Annotated in this window: 16 protein-coding genes; 8 read left to right on the forward strand and 8 right to left on the reverse strand. The window is 42.5% G+C overall.

The annotated features are described in order from the left end of the window. Window positions 1-209: 209 nt before the first annotated feature. From pepT to H8B17_RS02840, 6 genes are all read left to right on the forward strand, one after another. The gene (pepT, locus tag H8B17_RS02815) at window positions 210-1469 is read left to right on the forward strand and encodes a peptidase T (protein WP_190307639.1); all 1260 of its coding nucleotides are present in this window, start codon (window positions 210-212) and stop codon (window positions 1467-1469) included. Between the two features lie 29 nt (window positions 1470-1498). Next, window positions 1499-2062: a nitroreductase family protein gene (locus H8B17_RS02820; RefSeq protein WP_190307640.1), complete on the forward strand. Its 564-nt coding sequence runs from the start codon at window positions 1499-1501 to the stop codon at window positions 2060-2062. 166 nt (window positions 2063-2228) lie between these two features. Continuing rightward, a complete protein-coding gene (locus tag H8B17_RS02825; RefSeq protein ID WP_190307641.1) occupies window positions 2229-2705 on the forward strand; it encodes a copper resistance protein NlpE in 477 nt (158 codons plus the stop codon). A 77-nt stretch (window positions 2706-2782) separates the two neighbouring features. Further along, on the forward strand, window positions 2783-3979 hold the full coding sequence (locus H8B17_RS02830) for an MFS transporter (RefSeq protein WP_190307642.1): 1197 nt from the start codon (window positions 2783-2785) through the stop codon (window positions 3977-3979). A gap of 114 nt (window positions 3980-4093) precedes the next feature. Continuing rightward, on the forward strand, window positions 4094-4882 hold the full coding sequence (locus H8B17_RS02835; RefSeq protein ID WP_190307643.1) for a hypothetical protein: 789 nt from the start codon (window positions 4094-4096) through the stop codon (window positions 4880-4882). 3 nt (window positions 4883-4885) lie between these two features. Beyond that, a complete protein-coding gene (locus H8B17_RS02840; protein ID WP_190307644.1) occupies window positions 4886-5995 on the forward strand; it encodes a toxic anion resistance protein in 1110 nt (369 codons plus the stop codon). Window positions 5996-6413: 418 nt separating this feature from the next. On the opposite strand, the gene H8B17_RS02845 is transcribed toward H8B17_RS02840, so the two are convergent. Further along, window positions 6414-6947, reverse strand: coding sequence for a fumarate hydratase (locus H8B17_RS02845; protein ID WP_317170982.1), 534 nt, complete (start codon window positions 6945-6947; stop codon window positions 6414-6416). Between the two features lie 4 nt (window positions 6948-6951). Then, window positions 6952-8349 (reverse strand): class II fumarate hydratase, encoded by a 1398-nt coding sequence (gene fumC / locus H8B17_RS02850; RefSeq protein ID WP_190307645.1) that lies wholly within the window; start codon window positions 8347-8349, stop codon window positions 6952-6954. Between the two features lie 224 nt (window positions 8350-8573). Here fumC and H8B17_RS02855 point away from each other — a divergent pair, with 224 nt between their 5' ends. Beyond that, window positions 8574-9116 carry an outer membrane beta-barrel protein gene (locus tag H8B17_RS02855; protein WP_317170983.1) on the forward strand — a complete coding sequence of 181 codons (543 nt, stop codon included), beginning with the start codon at window positions 8574-8576 and terminating at the stop codon, window positions 9114-9116. A 32-nt stretch (window positions 9117-9148) separates the two neighbouring features. Here H8B17_RS02855 and H8B17_RS02860 read toward each other — a convergent pair whose 3' ends face one another. Further along, window positions 9149-9718, reverse strand: a complete 570-nt coding sequence (locus tag H8B17_RS02860; protein ID WP_190307647.1) for a hypothetical protein — start codon at window positions 9716-9718, stop codon at window positions 9149-9151. Between the two features lie 441 nt (window positions 9719-10159). On the opposite strand from H8B17_RS02860, the gene H8B17_RS02865 reads away from it, so the two are divergent. Further along, window positions 10160-11761 carry a S41 family peptidase gene (locus tag H8B17_RS02865; RefSeq protein ID WP_190307648.1) on the forward strand — a complete coding sequence of 534 codons (1602 nt, stop codon included), beginning with the start codon at window positions 10160-10162 and terminating at the stop codon, window positions 11759-11761. 11 nt (window positions 11762-11772) lie between these two features. On the opposite strand, the gene H8B17_RS02870 is transcribed toward H8B17_RS02865, so the two are convergent. The 5 genes from H8B17_RS02870 to H8B17_RS20560 all read right to left on the reverse strand — a co-directional run bounded on the left by H8B17_RS02870 (window position 11773) and on the right by H8B17_RS20560 (window position 16280). Then, window positions 11773-12177 (reverse strand): hypothetical protein, encoded by a 405-nt coding sequence (locus tag H8B17_RS02870; RefSeq protein WP_190307649.1) that lies wholly within the window; start codon window positions 12175-12177, stop codon window positions 11773-11775. Window positions 12178-12387: 210 nt separating this feature from the next. Beyond that, window positions 12388-13947: a fimbrillin family protein gene (locus tag H8B17_RS02875; RefSeq protein WP_190307650.1), complete on the reverse strand. Its 1560-nt coding sequence runs from the start codon at window positions 13945-13947 to the stop codon at window positions 12388-12390. Window positions 13948-13995: 48 nt separating this feature from the next. Continuing rightward, entirely contained in the window at window positions 13996-14199 is a 204-nt protein-coding gene (locus tag H8B17_RS02880; protein ID WP_190307651.1) for a hypothetical protein, read from the reverse strand. 251 nt (window positions 14200-14450) lie between these two features. Then, the gene (locus tag H8B17_RS02885; RefSeq protein WP_190307652.1) at window positions 14451-16037 is read right to left on the reverse strand and encodes a fimbrillin family protein; all 1587 of its coding nucleotides are present in this window, start codon (window positions 16035-16037) and stop codon (window positions 14451-14453) included. A gap of 60 nt (window positions 16038-16097) precedes the next feature. Further along, window positions 16098-16280 carry a hypothetical protein gene (locus H8B17_RS20560; RefSeq protein WP_223816319.1) on the reverse strand — a complete coding sequence of 61 codons (183 nt, stop codon included), beginning with the start codon at window positions 16278-16280 and terminating at the stop codon, window positions 16098-16100. Between the last annotated feature and the right edge of the window lie 16 nt (window positions 16281-16296).

A 16296-nucleotide genomic window follows, 5' to 3' on the forward strand; every position in this document is an offset into this window, starting at 1 on the left:
GCAAATTTAGAAAACCATCATGGTTTTTTCAAACCAATTTATTTGGCTGAAAAAAACTGCAAAACTTTCTACCTTTGGACGATAATTACAGGTTTGTAGGAAATATCCATTTTTAACAAAGGACAAACACGATCAAAATAATCGTGTATAGCGCGCCTAACAAAGATCATTTGGATATTCCATACGACCGAAAAAAACAAGATATACATATGCATAATTTTGATATTAATAGTATTGTCGATTTTCAGGTAGCCGAACGGTTTATGCGCTATGTTCAGATTGATACGGCGTCCGACCCTCATGCAACTTCATTCCCTTCCACGGAGAAGCAAAAGGATTTGAGCAGGCTTTTAGTCTCGGAATTGCAACAAATGGGAATAACGGACGCACATTTGGATAAATATGGCTATGTTTATGCAACCATCCCGTCAAATACAGATAAGGAAGTGCCTGTTATCTGTTTTTGTTCACATGTGGACACGTCGCCGGATTGTTCGGGGAAAGATGTGAAGCCGGTGATACACGCGGCTTATCAAGGTCAGGATATCGTGTTACCAGACGACCCATCTGTTATTATTAAATACAGTGAGCATCCTGATTTGCAATATCAATTAGGGCATGATATTATCACGGCCAGTGGTACAACGCTACTTGGGGCCGACGATAAAGCAGGGGTAGCGGAGATTATGGATGCCGCGCGTTTGTTAATGAATCATCCGGAAATAAAGCACGGGGAAATCAAATTGTTGTTTACGCCCGATGAAGAAATAGGTCAGGGGGTTGAATATGTCGATTTAAATAAGTTGGGCGCAGCGTTTGGCTATACGATTGATGGAGAAAAAGCAGGCACTATTGAAGATGAGACCTTTTCAGCGGATGGAGTGCGTGTCATTATTCAGGGAATTTCCGTACATCCCGGTTTTGCCAAAGGGAAAATGGTCAGTGCACTGAAGATAGCGGCCGATATTATCGCAGATTTGCCGAAAGATAAGTTGTCGCCTGAAACAACGACAGGAGCAGCGGGCTTTATCCATCCGACTGAAGTAAACGGAGGCGTAGACAAAGCAGAAATTGGTTTTATCATCAGAGACCACGATACCACAAAGTTGATGGAGCACGAAGCTATATTACAACGTATCGTAGAAAATGTGGTAACACGTTATCCGGGCGCATCGTATACGTTCGATGTGAAAGAGCAGTATCGAAATATGAAAGAAGTCCTCGATCAGTATCCGGAAGTTATGGAAGTAGGTATGGAGGCCATTAGACGTGCCGGACTTACGCCCGAGCGAAGAAGTATACGTGGCGGCACGGACGGCTCGCGCCTTTCTTTTATGGGGCTTCCCTGTCCGAATGTATTTGCGGGGGGGCACGCTTTCCATGGAAAAATGGAATGGGTCAGCAAACAAGATATGGAAAAAGCGGTGCTGACTATTTTACACATTGCCCATATTTGGCAGGAGAGGTAAATTGAAAATCACGAAAAAAAATAAAAAATATGAAGAACGAAGTATTGCAGGCCATTCACGGCAGAAGAATGGTAAACCAAAATAGTTTTACCAACGAAGAAATTTCGAAAGAGGATATCCTTACCGTGTTGGAAGCCGCAAACACAGCTCCTACCCACAAACGGACACAGCCTTGGCGTTTTGTCGTTTTTCAGAAGGATGGGCTGGACCGCTTGGGTACAGAACTGAGCCGTATTTATAAGGAAATTACGCCGTCCGAAAAGTATACCGAACTGACGGAGCAAAACATGGCAAAAAAAGCAACCATGTCGAATGTGGCGATCGCCATTATTGTGAATTATACGGGCGAGCTGCCCGAGTGGGAAGAGCTAGCGGCGACGGCTTGTGCTGTACAAAATATGTGGTTGGCGGCTCATTCGCTTAATATCGGAGGTTACTGGGCGTCACCGGGGCTTATTAACCATTTAGGACCGTTCTTGAATTTAGGAGAAAATCAGCGATGTATCGGTCTTTTTTATATGGGACATCATAACAGCGAACCCCGTGAGCCGGTTCGTTCTCCCGTCGAGGAGAAAATTCGCTGGGAAGAGTGATTTTTTCTTTTTTTCCGCAAAAAAGAAACAAAAAACTCGTCGCTTCGGATGTTTTACATGTGGGATCGTACTAAGGATGAATTTGTACAGTTGTAAAATATCCGTATGTGACCTTTTGTGTTAAGGAAAGGATGGTGCAATATTTGTGATAAATACTAAAAAAGTCATGAAGAAATTATTTTATGTGGCATTTGCAGTATTTGTTTTTTCAGCCTGCACCTCGCCTAATAACTCACAGACAAGCTCGGAAGGACAAACAGATTCATTGACAGACCAAATGGTATCTCGACCGTTAGAGATGGAAAACCCAGACCCGGCACATAATTCCCAAAACGCTGTTGATTGGATGGGGACTTATGAGGCCACTTTGCCGTGTGCAGACTGTCCGGGAATTAAGACAGTCTTAGTTCTGAACGACGATGAAACATTTCAAATGAGCAATGAATATCTCGAAAGAGATACAAAGTTTGAAGACAAGGGAACATTGGAGTGGCAAAATAATGGTTCTGTTGTGCATTTGAAGGGAAAAGATACCGATATGAAGCTTAAAGTGGGCGAAAACAGGCTGTTTCAGTTAGATCAAGAAGGTAATGAAATTACAGGAGATCTAGCAGCGCATTACATCTACAAAAAACAGCTATAACAAATGGAAAAATTGCCAAGAAGAGCCTGCATACATTGCGGGCTTTTCTTTTATTGGTTAAGTTTGTCTCCAATCGAATGAAAGATATACAAATCGACACGCAGAAAACACAATTAACACCAGCGATATTGTGGTTGATGGCCGTTCTGTCCGGCTTGGTAGTGGCCAATAACTATTACAACCAACCTCTTTTGGGGCTAATCGCTGCAGACTTCCAAGTTAGCGAAAGTAGCGTGAGCAAAATTGCTGTGCTGACCCAGATAGGATACGCTTTTGGACTGCTATTTATCGTGCCATTGGGCGATAAATTATGGAGAAAGAAATTAATCCTGGTCGATTTAGCGCTCGTTATTCTGGCCTTGCTATTTATGGCATATGCGCAGCAGCTAACAGGACTTTTTGTTGCGAGTTTCTTTATTGGAGTTACCTCCGTGATTCCCCAACTATTTGTACCAATGGCGGCAGAACTTTCCAGCCCGGAGAAAAAATCGGTCAATATCGGTATGGTCATGTCCGGGTTGCTGATCGGCATATTATTATCGCGCTTTTTCAGCGGTATAGTCGGCGAGTTGTGGGGTTGGCGGACGATGTTCGAAATAGCGGCGGGGATGATGCTATTAGCTTGGTTGTTGGTCTATCGGTATTTGCCGGAACTACGACCTAATTTCGAGGGCTCTTACGGTTCGTTGATGAAATCGGTATGGCAGCTAGCGAAAACCCAGCCTGTCCTACAAGTAGCTTCATTCCGTGGCGCAATGGGCTTCGGTGCGATGTCTGCGGTTTTCACAACACTCGTATTCCACATGGAAGGAGATCCTTTTCATGCAGGTTCATCGGTAGTAGGAGGGTTCGGTTTGATCGGCGCTGTAGGCGCTTTAGCGGCAGCCTTTGTGGGAAGATTAGCACAGCGTTTTACCCGATATCAATTGATTTATTACTCATTATGGATATTGCTGCTGAGCTGGATATTTATTTATTTCGGAGGATACACCTATTGGGGCTTAATTATAGGTATTATCTTGGTTGATTTGGGATTACAGAGCTCCCATATAATGAATCAATCTGATTTTTTCGCGTTACCGACACATGCTACTAATCGATTAAATACGGTTTATATGGTCAGCTATTTTATCGGCGGCTCGTTAGGGACCTACTTGGGCGCTGTTGGCTGGCAATATGCGGGATGGACGGGGGTCTGCGTCGTAGGAACGGTTTTCAGTACGTTAGCTTTTACCGCACATGTTTTGTTCGGGAGACGGAAATCGAGTCATTAATTCATGTTAGTTTCATCGCGATTGAAAAACAAGCGTAGCGAATTTATGAATACAATTGAGGACATATACAGATGAATAAACAAATTTTTTAATGAAAAATAACTAAATTGCAACATGGGATTTGCGACGAAGAAACCGAAGCGCTGGGAATTACGGCAATTGACATGGACATTCATATCCATTGCTATGTTTATTCCGTTTCCGGTACATGCATTTCCCTTTGTGATGTTATCCCAAGCCAAAAAAAGCAAGATCCGTTCTTGGTATGCTACAGGCGTGGTGTTGTTGATGGTGGAACTTGCGTTATTTGCTTCCTTCGTTTATTTTTTTGGTGCGTTTTCTCAAGGAATGTTATTGACACTCGGCGGATATGTTACATCTTACATCGTTGGAAATGGCTTGTTATTGAATCGTGCTAAACCCTATTTACAACGGTTGGAGCTCGCAGAAGTGCGCCCTCTAGCTTGGATTCCCACAGCTTCTTCGCGAAACAGATTACAGGAATTACCGCAAGCAACATTGGATACCCCTCAATTGTTTATTGAGAGGTTACTACATTGGCGTAAAGCGATTAATAATCGAACAATACATCAGAATATAGATAAAATTATCCATCTCTTTCATCTCTTGGAGCAGCGCGATAAAATGGAAGCGGAGAAATTCCTTGTTCGACACGCTACCGTGGTTAATGTATTGATGAAATACGATGAAATTGAGAATTCACGGCTTAATAATCAAGTGGCTATAGAATCTAAAAAGAAATTGGAGGAGGTGATTGCTAAGGCGGCTGTTGCTATTGAACAGGAAGTAACGAATCAGTTCAAAGCAGGTATCTTGGACGTATCAGCCGAGACAGATGTGTATATACAGACATTAAAAAACAGGAACCTATTAAAAGATTAACTTATGGCAAATCTAGATTTGACGACGTACGACGATAACGACGAAAACAAAAAAAGCCAGGACGTATCGGTAAATTTCTCTGATGAGGAAAAGGCTGTGATAAAGCAATATAAGGATAAAATCAACTTGACATCAACCACCGATGTCATCCAATATGGTGTAGGAAGCCAAACAAAGGTCAGTAATTTTTCAAACGAAATACTGAAACAAGTGCGTACCAAAGATATGGGAGGAGCAGAAGATATCCTATTGAATCTGCGCTCCGACATTAAATCATTTGATGAAAACGTAAACAAAAAACCGTTAATCCCTTTTTTTGATAACTTAAAGAAAAAGGTAAAGCGTATGCGTACCGAGTACCAATCGGTAGAAAAGAATATCCATCAGATTGAACTGAAACTAGAAGGGCACTATAAAAACTTGGCAAAAGACGTCAATATATTTGATAAGCTGTTTGTAGAAAATCAAAACTATTTTAAGGAACTTTCGCTGTACATTGCGGCAGGAGAAGAGAAATTACAGGAAGCCCACTCCACTACACTACCGCAATTAAAGTCAGAGGCCGAAGCTTCCGGAGATCAACATAAAGTACAAGCGTATAAAGACATGGAGCAGCATGTGGTGCGTTTTGAACGTAAAATACATGACTTGAAGCTTACGCGGATGGTTGTGCTACAAACTGCCCCGCAAATTAGGTTAATACAAAACAACAGCTCGTCTTTGATGGAAAAAATCCAATCTTCGCTGGTGAATACCATTCCGTTATGGAAAAACCAAATGATATTGACGTTGGGTATTGCTCATTCGCAGCGGGCATTAGAAGCGCAAAAGGCGGTTACGGATGCAACCAATGAATTGCTGAGACGAAACTCCGAGATGCTGAAAGACTCGACCATTAATATTGCGAAAGAAACAGAACGCGGTATTGTCGATATTGAAACCATCAAAAAGGCTAACCAGGATATTGTTTCCACGATTGATCAAGTACTCCAGATACAACGGGAAGGTCGGGAGAAACGCAAAGTTGTAGAACAGGAATTACTCCAATCCGAAAATGAATTGAAGACGCATATCTTGAAGTCTGCAACGGATGAGAATAATTTATTAAACTAGTTTTTCTGTCACTTTTTTTTCCGCAAAAAAAGTAACCAAAAAAACTCGTCCTTCGAATGTTTGAGAGGAGGGAATGGTACTAAGGATGAGTTTCTACCGACCTCAAACATTCGGATGGACATTTTGTGTTAATAAGGGATAATACAATTTTGTATAGCGTGTTATTCCCTTGTTTAATAATCCTAAGGCTAAGGTAGTAAGGTAAAACAAATATAGACACCCTAAGCCCACGGTACGTGGGCTATAATCGACATCGTATCGTTTCGCGGCCAGCTTTTCGCAGGCTATTTCGGAAAGAACAAAATTTGTTTGACCGAAGGGAGTTTATTTTGTTCCGAAATAGGCAAGAAAAGGTAGCGAAACGATGCAAGTCGTGATCTTTTGCTTCTTTTCCATCTAGGGAAAAGAAGAAGAAAAATCAATCTTCCCATCGCTTTTTAGGCACACAAGAAATGCTATGTACTTTCCGCAACACGATAGGTCGCTGGTCATATCGGCTTTCTAATATTAAGGAATCGGTATTGTGGTAAGCAATGCGGTAACGAGGTAAGTATGTTCCGGTTCTATGGCAGCCAGAAACCTTGTATCTGCCATTTGGACGCGTGTAGATGCCTTCTCCGATCAAGCTATCGCCACGCACCACATAGACACCTTTCGCATACTCTGTCCATTTTCCGTCCTTATAACAGGAATCGGGTATACGTTGCATTTTAGCGTGCACCCGCATGGTGGTATATACCGAGTCACATACAAATCTAAATTCATGTAGGGTATAATCCATCATCTGCGATTGATGGAGGATACTGTCTTGAACCCACACACCCTGTAAATAATCTGCGCCTTCGGACTGCATTTCTGAATGACGAACACAGCTGCTTACAAAAAGAAGCATGCCTACCATCGTAGATAGGCATGCGAATAAGCGTTGTTTTGACGATAACAGTATAATCACCTGATTATTTTAAGCTTCCAACCATATCCTCCGGTTTCACCCACTCATCAAACTGCTCTGCTGTTACATACCCTAACGCAATGGCAGTTTCTTTAAGGGTAGCGTTATTTTTATGAGCAGTTTGCGCTATTTCTGCGGCTTTGTAATAGCCGATTTTGGTATTGAGAGCTGTTACAAGCATCAAGGAATTGTCCACAAGCTCTTTAATACGCGCGTAATTAGGTTCGATACCTGCGGCACAGTGCTCCTCAAAAGATACGCAAGCATCCCCGATAAGACGTGCCGATTGTAAGAAGTTGGCTGCCATAAGCGGTTTGAATACGTTCAATTCGTAATGTCCTTGTGTACCTCCGATGGTGATGGCAACATCATTTCCCATTACCTGTGCAGCAACCATCGTGAGCGCTTCGCATTGGGTAGGGTTCACTTTACCTGGCATGATGGAAGAACCCGGTTCGTTTTCCGGAATCAGGATTTCGCCGATACCCGAACGCGGACCGGAAGCCAGCATACGAATGTCGTTTGCTATTTTATTCAATGAAACGGCAAGCTGTTTAAGTGCACCATGTGTTTCCACGATAGCATCGTGTGCAGCTAGCGCCTCAAATTTATTCGGAGCTGTAACGAAAGGTAGTCCCGTAAACTCGGAGATATACCTGGCCACGACAACGTCATAACCCTCCGGCGTATTCAACCCAGTTCCTACTGCGGTGCCACCCAAGGCCAATTCGGATAAGTGAGCCAATGTATTCTTTACCGCTTTTAACCCATGATTAAGCTGTGCCACATAGCCCGAAAGTTCCTGTCCAAGTGTCAACGGCGTAGCATCCATTAAGTGCGTACGACCTATCTTGACGACTTTCATAAATTCTTCGGACTTACGTTGCAGCGTATCCCGTAGTTTTTCCACGCCCGGAATCGTTACTTCTACTACAGCTTTGTAGGCCGCGATATGCATACCGGTGGGGTAAGTATCGTTTGACGACTGCGATTTATTGACATCATCGTTTGCCTTTAATACCGGTTCACCCTCACCGATTTTGCCGCCAGCCAATACTTGCGCACGATTAGCGACTACTTCGTTGACATTCATATTGGATTGTGTGCCCGAACCGGTTTGCCAGATCACCAAAGGGAACTGGTCGTCGAGCTTGCCAGCTAAGATTTCATCACAGACAGCGCCGATCGCATCGCGTTTCTCTACGGATAAAACGCCTAACTCGTGATTAGCAAAAGCCGCCGCTTTCTTTAAATAAGCGAAACCTTCGATAATCTCTTTCGGCATAGACGCTGCCGGACCAATCTTAAAATTGTTACGTGAACGTTCAGTTTGTGCTCCCCAGTATTTATCCGCAGGAACTTGAACTTCACCCATGGTATCTTTTTCTATCCTAAATGACATAGTGTGCGTGAATGTTAAACGTTAAAAAATCAACCTGTAAAGGGTTGTGCAACAAAGTTAATGAAACTTGAAGGAAAAAGGAATTTTTGTTTGTGCTGTTGTTGAGCGTCCTTTTAATACTGTCTTGAATTAAAAAGTTAAAAATGTTAAAGGTGCTGGTACCGTATGTTTTTAACTCTATTTTCGTGATTATCAATATTTTGTTAAACTTTAATATTTCAATTATGAACAAACGCTACTTATTTTTATGCCTGTTTTTCTGCATGGCAATGACAACTGCCCATGGCCAGATTTCTACTAATCCCCCAAAGCATAATTTCAGCATTGGCCCCCTTGCTGGTTACGATTATGAACTCAAAGGGCCTGTATATGGCGGCGGATTGATGTATGAATTTCGACCCTTTAAGAATGTGGGGTTTACCGCCGGATTTAATTACGAGCAGATGCGGAAAAATGTTCCGGAATCCAGCTTTGGAGAGGAAACCTGGCGACACGAGGTATACGCTTTTCATGTCGGTGCCAGATACTACATGGGTGATTTTTATCTTGGAGCGGCATTGGGATTAGGACATGAGCGGGGTACGTTCAAACAGACCGATGGGATGACCCGCAGTGGGGGAAGCACGAACAGCTTATACAAAAGTATTGGTGCTGGATACCAGATATCGTTACGAAACCGGGATGCGATCGAGATTGAAACTGGGACATTCGGCACATCAACTTCCATGAAAGTCGGCGGGACGGTGCGGTATAAGTTTAGAAGATAAGCGAACTGTTCCGATGTAAACGGTTGGGGTTTCTACATCCCCAACCGTTTATTGATACGTTGCTGTATATGATGGTACAGTTGTTTGGGCTTCAGTGTACGCCAGGGGAAGCTGTTAAGATCACCGCCAAAATGGATGTAATAATCAATTCCCTGTGCCTGAAATTCCTGAATCACATGATCACGAAAATTCATAGCTACGATCCAGCCATCGTCGATATCCTGGAACCATTCTTCGTAATAAGAATCATCCGAACTATGGAAATTGAGAACATTTTCGCCGATAAGCAAAAACTTGCTGATCCCTTCTGCAATCATCATATCGATTATTTCGCGTTTTAGTAACATGATGTCGTTATAGATGGTGTCGTTCCATTCGCCGATGAGTTCGATGACAGCAAACCCCATGTCGTAGCTCGCATAGAGGATTTTGATGTACAGGGTTTGTGATCCGAATTCGTCCCACTGCGGATGCAGCAGAAAGTTATAAATCTGCTTATCGTATGCGAATTCGCTATATACCGTGCCGTAGAAAGGCGATTTTTCGTCTTCCGAGGCGATGTAATCATCGCGCCAATTATAATAAGGTTCGATTTCGTGCATATATTTTTATGTGTCTTTTTTTTAGAAAAAAGGACGAAAAAATCGTCGCAGCGGATATTTGAAAGAATGTGTAGTGCACTAGCGTATTTCTGCATACTTCAAATCTCCGGAGACGACATTCTTCAGTTAATTGAGGGACGTGCAATACTGTCACCAACAAAAACAAAGATAAAACCATCAGGATTTATTCAAACCATAAAGGGTAATGAATACACCGAGCTTGCGAGCTCTTGAACACAGACAAAACAAACACTGGTGAAAAATCTGATAGCTTCATCGCCGCTAAAAAACAAATTTAACGGATGAAAATAATTATCACGTAGTTTTTACGAGAATATTATGAACAATAACGCATTTAATACGTATATTATTCGAATACTTGTCAACTTATTACGCAACTATTTGAGAAAACTATTTTAATTTTGCAACTGAATTTTATCCATGCAAAAAGGTACTAAACGGAATATCTTTGTAGCAGCTACTTATGCTGCCGTATTGTTCTTGGGGATCCTACTGGGGCAGAACTATGCGGACGAGCAGGGAAGTAAACCCGGTAACACATTGATACCTATCGGTTTGTCGAGTAATACGTGGAAAGTACAGCAATTGTTAAACCTTGTGGCGGAAGCTTATGTGGATAGTGTTGACATTGATTCGGTACAAAATGGAGCCATCAACCACATTATTTCTCATTTAGATCCTTACTCGCATTATTTGGTTCCGAACGAGTCGCAACGACAAACCGAAATTTTGGAGGGAACATTTGAAGGTATCGGCATGGAGTATTTTAACCTGAACGATACGTTGATGATTGTCTCCCTAATTAACGGCGGGCCCGCTGATAAGGCGGGATTTCGGGTAGGGGATAAGCTCCTGAAAATAGGAAATCAAACAGTAGCAGGTATACATATTTCTCGCGAGAAGGTGGAGAAGTTGATCCGAGGGCGTCGGGGAACGGATGTCAGTATCCATGTAAAGCGAGATGGGGAGGCGATGGATACACCGATTAAAGTAGTTCGTGATCAGGTAACGGTAAGCTCGTTAGATGTCGTTTATATGATTGAACCCGGTGTGGGATACGTCAAGATAAGACGATTTGGGATTAATACAGCGGACGAATTTCGACAGGCTATCACGGAGCTGAAAAAACAGGGTGCACAAAAATTGATTCTTGATCTACGCGATAACGGCGGCGGGTATTTCCATATGGCAATCAAGGTAGCTAGCGAATTTTTTTCTGACAAGCGTCTTATTGTCTATACCCAAGGAGCGCACGAAGAGCGACACGAATATTATTCCGATAGTATACACGGAGGCCATTTTGCAACGGAAGACTTGACCATATTGATTAACGAAAATACCGCTTCGGCGAGTGAGATTGTAGCAGGAGCTGTTCAAGATTGGGATCGTGGAACAATTATCGGAAGGCGGTCGTATGGAAAGGGAATCGTACAGGAGCAATTTGATTTTTCAGACGGTTCGACAGTAAATTTGAGTATCGCACGTTATTTCACCCCACTTGGACGAAGTATACAAAAGAAATATATGGCGAATTGGTCTATAATGGATGACTTCAGTTCGATGTATAGTGGATTGTGGGCACTGGATACCTTATATGCGCATGGAAAGGCCTTTGAAACGAAGGCAGGTAAGCGCGTCTATAGCGGAGGAGGCATATTACCCGATATTCATGTGGCACAGGATTCGAATGCATTAAGCCTTTTCTATCAGGACTTAATACAATATAGTTTTATCGAGCAATTTGTATATACGCGTTTTACAAAGCAGACACCGGCTTATTCTATTGAGAATTTCTTACAGGGCTACCACTTGCCCGATAATGAATACCATGCATTTATTGACTTTGTCCGCGAGGAGGGCTTTGTCATCTCGGATAGAAAGAAAGACGAGCTAAGGGGACTTATCGAATCGGATATCGAAGCGCTTGTAGGACGCTTTTATTTCGGACGCGAAGCCTATTTCAAAGTTAAAAATCGGAACGATAACTTTGTGCGAAAAGCATTGGATTTTTTGGGCGAGTGATGAATGATAAATTACTTAGCCTCTTTTTCCGGTATTTGAGCGCGTAAAGCTAACGAAGATACTTTTTCCATTAAGAGGTCCCTATGACGAGTTAATAGCGAATTCTTCTCTTCGAGATCACGTACCCTATCTTGTAAAGCAATGATTCTTTTTAATAACGAATTTTCTTTTAATAGGCCCTGAGATGCCTCCTGATTATATAACCCAGATATTTCGTTTACTGTATTAAATGTGGTACGGAAGCCCTTATTGGGTTCTGGTTTCGCTATTTTCAGTAGAGGCATGGTCTTTTTTATCCAGGCCAACATCGTCCGTTTATCCTTAACGTTATATGTGACCATAGCTTCCTCCAAAAGCAGTTCACCGCTAACAATAGCCTTTACGGCTTCTATTTGAAGTTCCTGTTTAGATTTCATCTGTGTGTTTGTAAACGTTATACTCTTTCCCTCATCCAGATGTTGAAATCCTTCCTTTTAATCGATTTAATAGTACAATAAGAGAAATGATCGATCCCTTGAAAAAAGAGAAAAATAGCTTGACATGGACAATTCCATGTCAAGCGCAACCAATAGTAAATGCAATCATCAACTTAAAAATTTTTTAAGTCATTTGATACGGTGGGTAGGTTAGTTATAATCTCTTACACAACGGATTTTCATACCCCAGTCTACGGTAGAGAATCCCCCGTCTCGGTTAGAAACAACACTATACCAATTGCCGTTTTCTTGATGTCTTCCGGCCCAAAGAATCCACAAGGAAGTTGTAGACCAACGCCAGCCCTCTCTCGGTTGAAGGATGTTTGAATTTGTAGGTACTCTGTAGCCCGTCTCGGGAAAAAATAAACCCTCATCATCGATGGTTGGATACCAAGCGCCATCTATACCGTCCATAATGCGAGGTTCCGATGTATCCGTTTCGCCGCTTAAAATGTCGAAATCTTCTTTTGTTGGCGTGCGCCATTGATTACCGTCCATCACCAATGCACAGGGGTCCCCTAGATTGGCAGCAGAGCGATCAAATTCCCGACCGTCGCCATACGGATAAAGGTGCCCAAAAGGGAAATAGCTACCACCTCCTTGATTTTGTGCAAAGTTATATATATCCGTATTGGTATCGTATGCAAGATCTCCTTCGGCCCAAATTAAACCACCGACGTCCTGTGGATGCTTTTTAATGGTAATGTTTAAATCATAACGTTCGCCAGGATGAATTGAAATCCCACCGATTTCCACATTGTTTTTTGTGACATCCCCAATTTTTATTGCTCCGATTTTCAGAATACCGTTTGTCGTACTTGGATGAGCGATAATGGTGGGTAGGGAGGTGATGGTGTTACTTCCCAAAACGTCCATTTGAACCGGTGATCCGTCGGTACTTATGTTGTTATAGGTTATTGCCCCATCTGTTAACGCCAAGTCGACTTCGTTGTAGTGAGGCGCTAAATAGAAATTGTCCGCGATCTCGATCGATCCGATTTGACTTCCATCAACTGTTGTCGTAATTTCGCTGAACAGATGTCTTAAGGTAATATTCAAGGTATTGTCTCCGGCAGTTACGACTTGATCTATACGCGTATACAAGAGATCCGACGTTCCTGCAATGCTTTCTACTTTCACTGTAGACAAAGGATCTGTCCCGATACTTGGTACAAGATCGGAATTGTTTAAAGAATAAGCAATAAATGTATAGGTTTGGTCAGCAGCCAGCTCAAATGGTTCGGGTGCGCTACCGCCAATTATATAATCCGCTTGGTCAACGTAATCTCCTTTGCTATCATAAACCACAACGATATAGGTAACACCTGTTGGTAACGGATTTGCCGCTTGAATTTTTGATGACGAGGCTTGAGCCCGAGGGGCATTTGCTCTTTTTAAATGCGCAACGCCGGACGCTTGATCCTCTGCGTCTGTTCTTGACAACGTCGCTTGCATATAATGGTCATTATCCAACCGAACACTGACTGTCTGAACACGAGAAAGGGAATTCTTCGCGCTCGCTTGCTTTGCAGATGAAGACTTTAACCCACTTGTTTCGGCGTGGTCTATACCGGCAACGCGTACTTGGACTTTGGCTACCTTATCCGAATGGATAGTGTTTTCTTCCTTCGAACAGGCCGTAAGGAAAACAAGAGAAATGAGGATGCCGATAACCGGCTTAAGCATCGGTCGACTTAATATTTTTTTCATAATACAATCTTTGGATTAACGTGTGTTGGTCTCCGTTAAATAATAGCGTTACCAATTAATTTCTTTGCTCTGGGTGGACTCTTGATCCCATTGTTCATTGACTGATCCGGAGCCTATGTTTCCCGCTCCGGATCCGGAGGCAATCGAATACTCCATTTCGATAGACATTCCTTGGATCATGGGCGGGATATAGGTCTGTCTTTCCTGTAAGATACCTACATCTTTCTTTTTTGGTCTGTTTAATTTTTTCATTGTTGTTTGAGGTTATTCATATTTATGATGAAATATCGATTCTAAATTTTTTGTCATCGCATTTCTGCGACAATAATAGTATTTAGATGATTGGACGCAAAAAAAGTGATATTCACATAGGTATCACATTTTCGTAAGTGGCTGTTTTATAAGTTTTTATTTCTTGGTTAAAAGAGCTGCCTCGGTAAAAATAAAAAGAGGGCTTACCTTTTGGAAAGTCCCTCGTTTTATTTATAAAATTGTGATTGTACTTAGTTTTGTACGCAGCGGATTTGGTAAGCCGTACTTGAACTGCGTGGTGTCTCCGATACGTTCATGGTATAAGTACCCTGAACTTGAAGAGCTCCAAAATCGCCGTTGCTGTTACGTAGTAGATAATAACCAAAACCTTCCTCTTGTTTGTCGGATCCATTGTTGTAGACACCCGTGTAAGGAATAAACAGATACTGCGCCTTGTCCTCATCTGGTCGCGACTGTGTGCCGAAAAATACTCCTTGTTGTCCCGATGTTCCGGTATAATAGCCACCCCATCTGGCAGGGGCATATTGATTAGGACCTGGATTGTCCGCTCCTTGGTCGTTATTACCTATCGGATTTGTCCGTCTCTTTAATGTATTCATTTCTGCGGTAGTAGGCAATCTCCACGTGTTGAGGGGATAAACTAATGCACAAGGGTCCCCGTTAGTCCCGTTCATTTCGGGGTTCGGTCCTCGATTAATATCGTCCCCGTTTCCGTTTAATCCGAATACTTTTGGCTTCACGTAATTCGGGAAGAAATATGAATCTGAAATTTGATTGTTTGACGTAAAGTCATAGGTATCGGTTGCGGGATCATATGTCAAATGTCCCGGAGCCCACATAGAGCCCCCAATATCAATGCCCGTATCCTCCTTATCACCCAAATTTAATTCCAGTATATATTGAACACCGGCTTTTAGTGCCCAGCCGTCGCTGCTAATGGCTCCGTCAATACCGTTGATAGTTACATCGCTCAATTCCACAATACCGTTGTTTGTATCCTCAACAGCAATCATAACGGGGTCACTTGTCCAAGTTTGACCTACAGACTGGTTTGTAAACTTAATAGCTGCTGCAGTTGTCGCTGAACCGAAAGTAACGCTACCTGTTTCCTCGTTAAATGTGTAGTTATAATTTGGAGCGAGGGTACCTGCATTAATAGCAGTGATTTGGCGGCCAGCACCTGCATTGAATACAACGGTTACTTCTGTAAGCTTGTGTCCCAATACAATATCAAGGGTGTTACTACCGGCGGCTATCGCGACCTCTTTTTCCCACCACAAAGGATCCTGATCCGCAGAACCCTCTTCTGCGCTCGCGTCTCCATATGCAAATGCTTGGAAAGTATAAGTTTTTCCGCCTTCTAGCGCAAACTTTTCGGTATTACCTTCGCCTTGTATAAACGTTTTTTGATCTACATATGTAGCACCGTCGTATACTCGAACTGTATACGCTGTACCTGGGGCTAATGCCAAGATTTCTCCCGTGCCAGTAGTTATCGTCTCTGCACGGTTTGCAGAAGCACGTAATGCCGGTGCTGTAGGTGTTACTTCTTTCAGGGTTGCGGTAACATTATATAGCTCGTTAAACTTGATTACTTGACGTTGTACAGCAGGTGTTGCAATAGTATTGCCTGCGCTAGCAGATGCGCGTAGACCAGCTTTAGCTTTATTGCCGGTTGAAGGCCCCACACCTTGCATGTTGACGGTAACAGTCGCTTCACCACGTAAGTTATCGACGCCATTTTCTTTTTGACAAGATGCAAAGACAGAAACCGCGATAAAGCAGGCCACTAAGGTTTTGATGTAATTATGTCTCATTATTTGGAAATTGTGATATTAAATAAAATTGAATGTAATCGCGTAGTGTAACCTCCTAGTCTACCAATGATTGTTTTGTACCTCTTGCGTTTGTGTTTCCGTAGTATTCCATTGATGGCTGGTCGAAGGTGCTGCCGAACCAGAAGCAATACCATACTCTAATTCTATTTCCATTGATCGCAAGACCGGGGCTTCATAGCTGAGCTTTGTGTCTAAATTTTTTGTTGATTTTGTTTTTTTCATGATTTTTTATTGTCGA

This window comes from Sphingobacterium arenae (assembly GCF_014692505.1).
In the GTDB taxonomy this organism is placed as follows: domain Bacteria; phylum Bacteroidota; class Bacteroidia; order Sphingobacteriales; family Sphingobacteriaceae; genus Sphingobacterium; species Sphingobacterium arenae.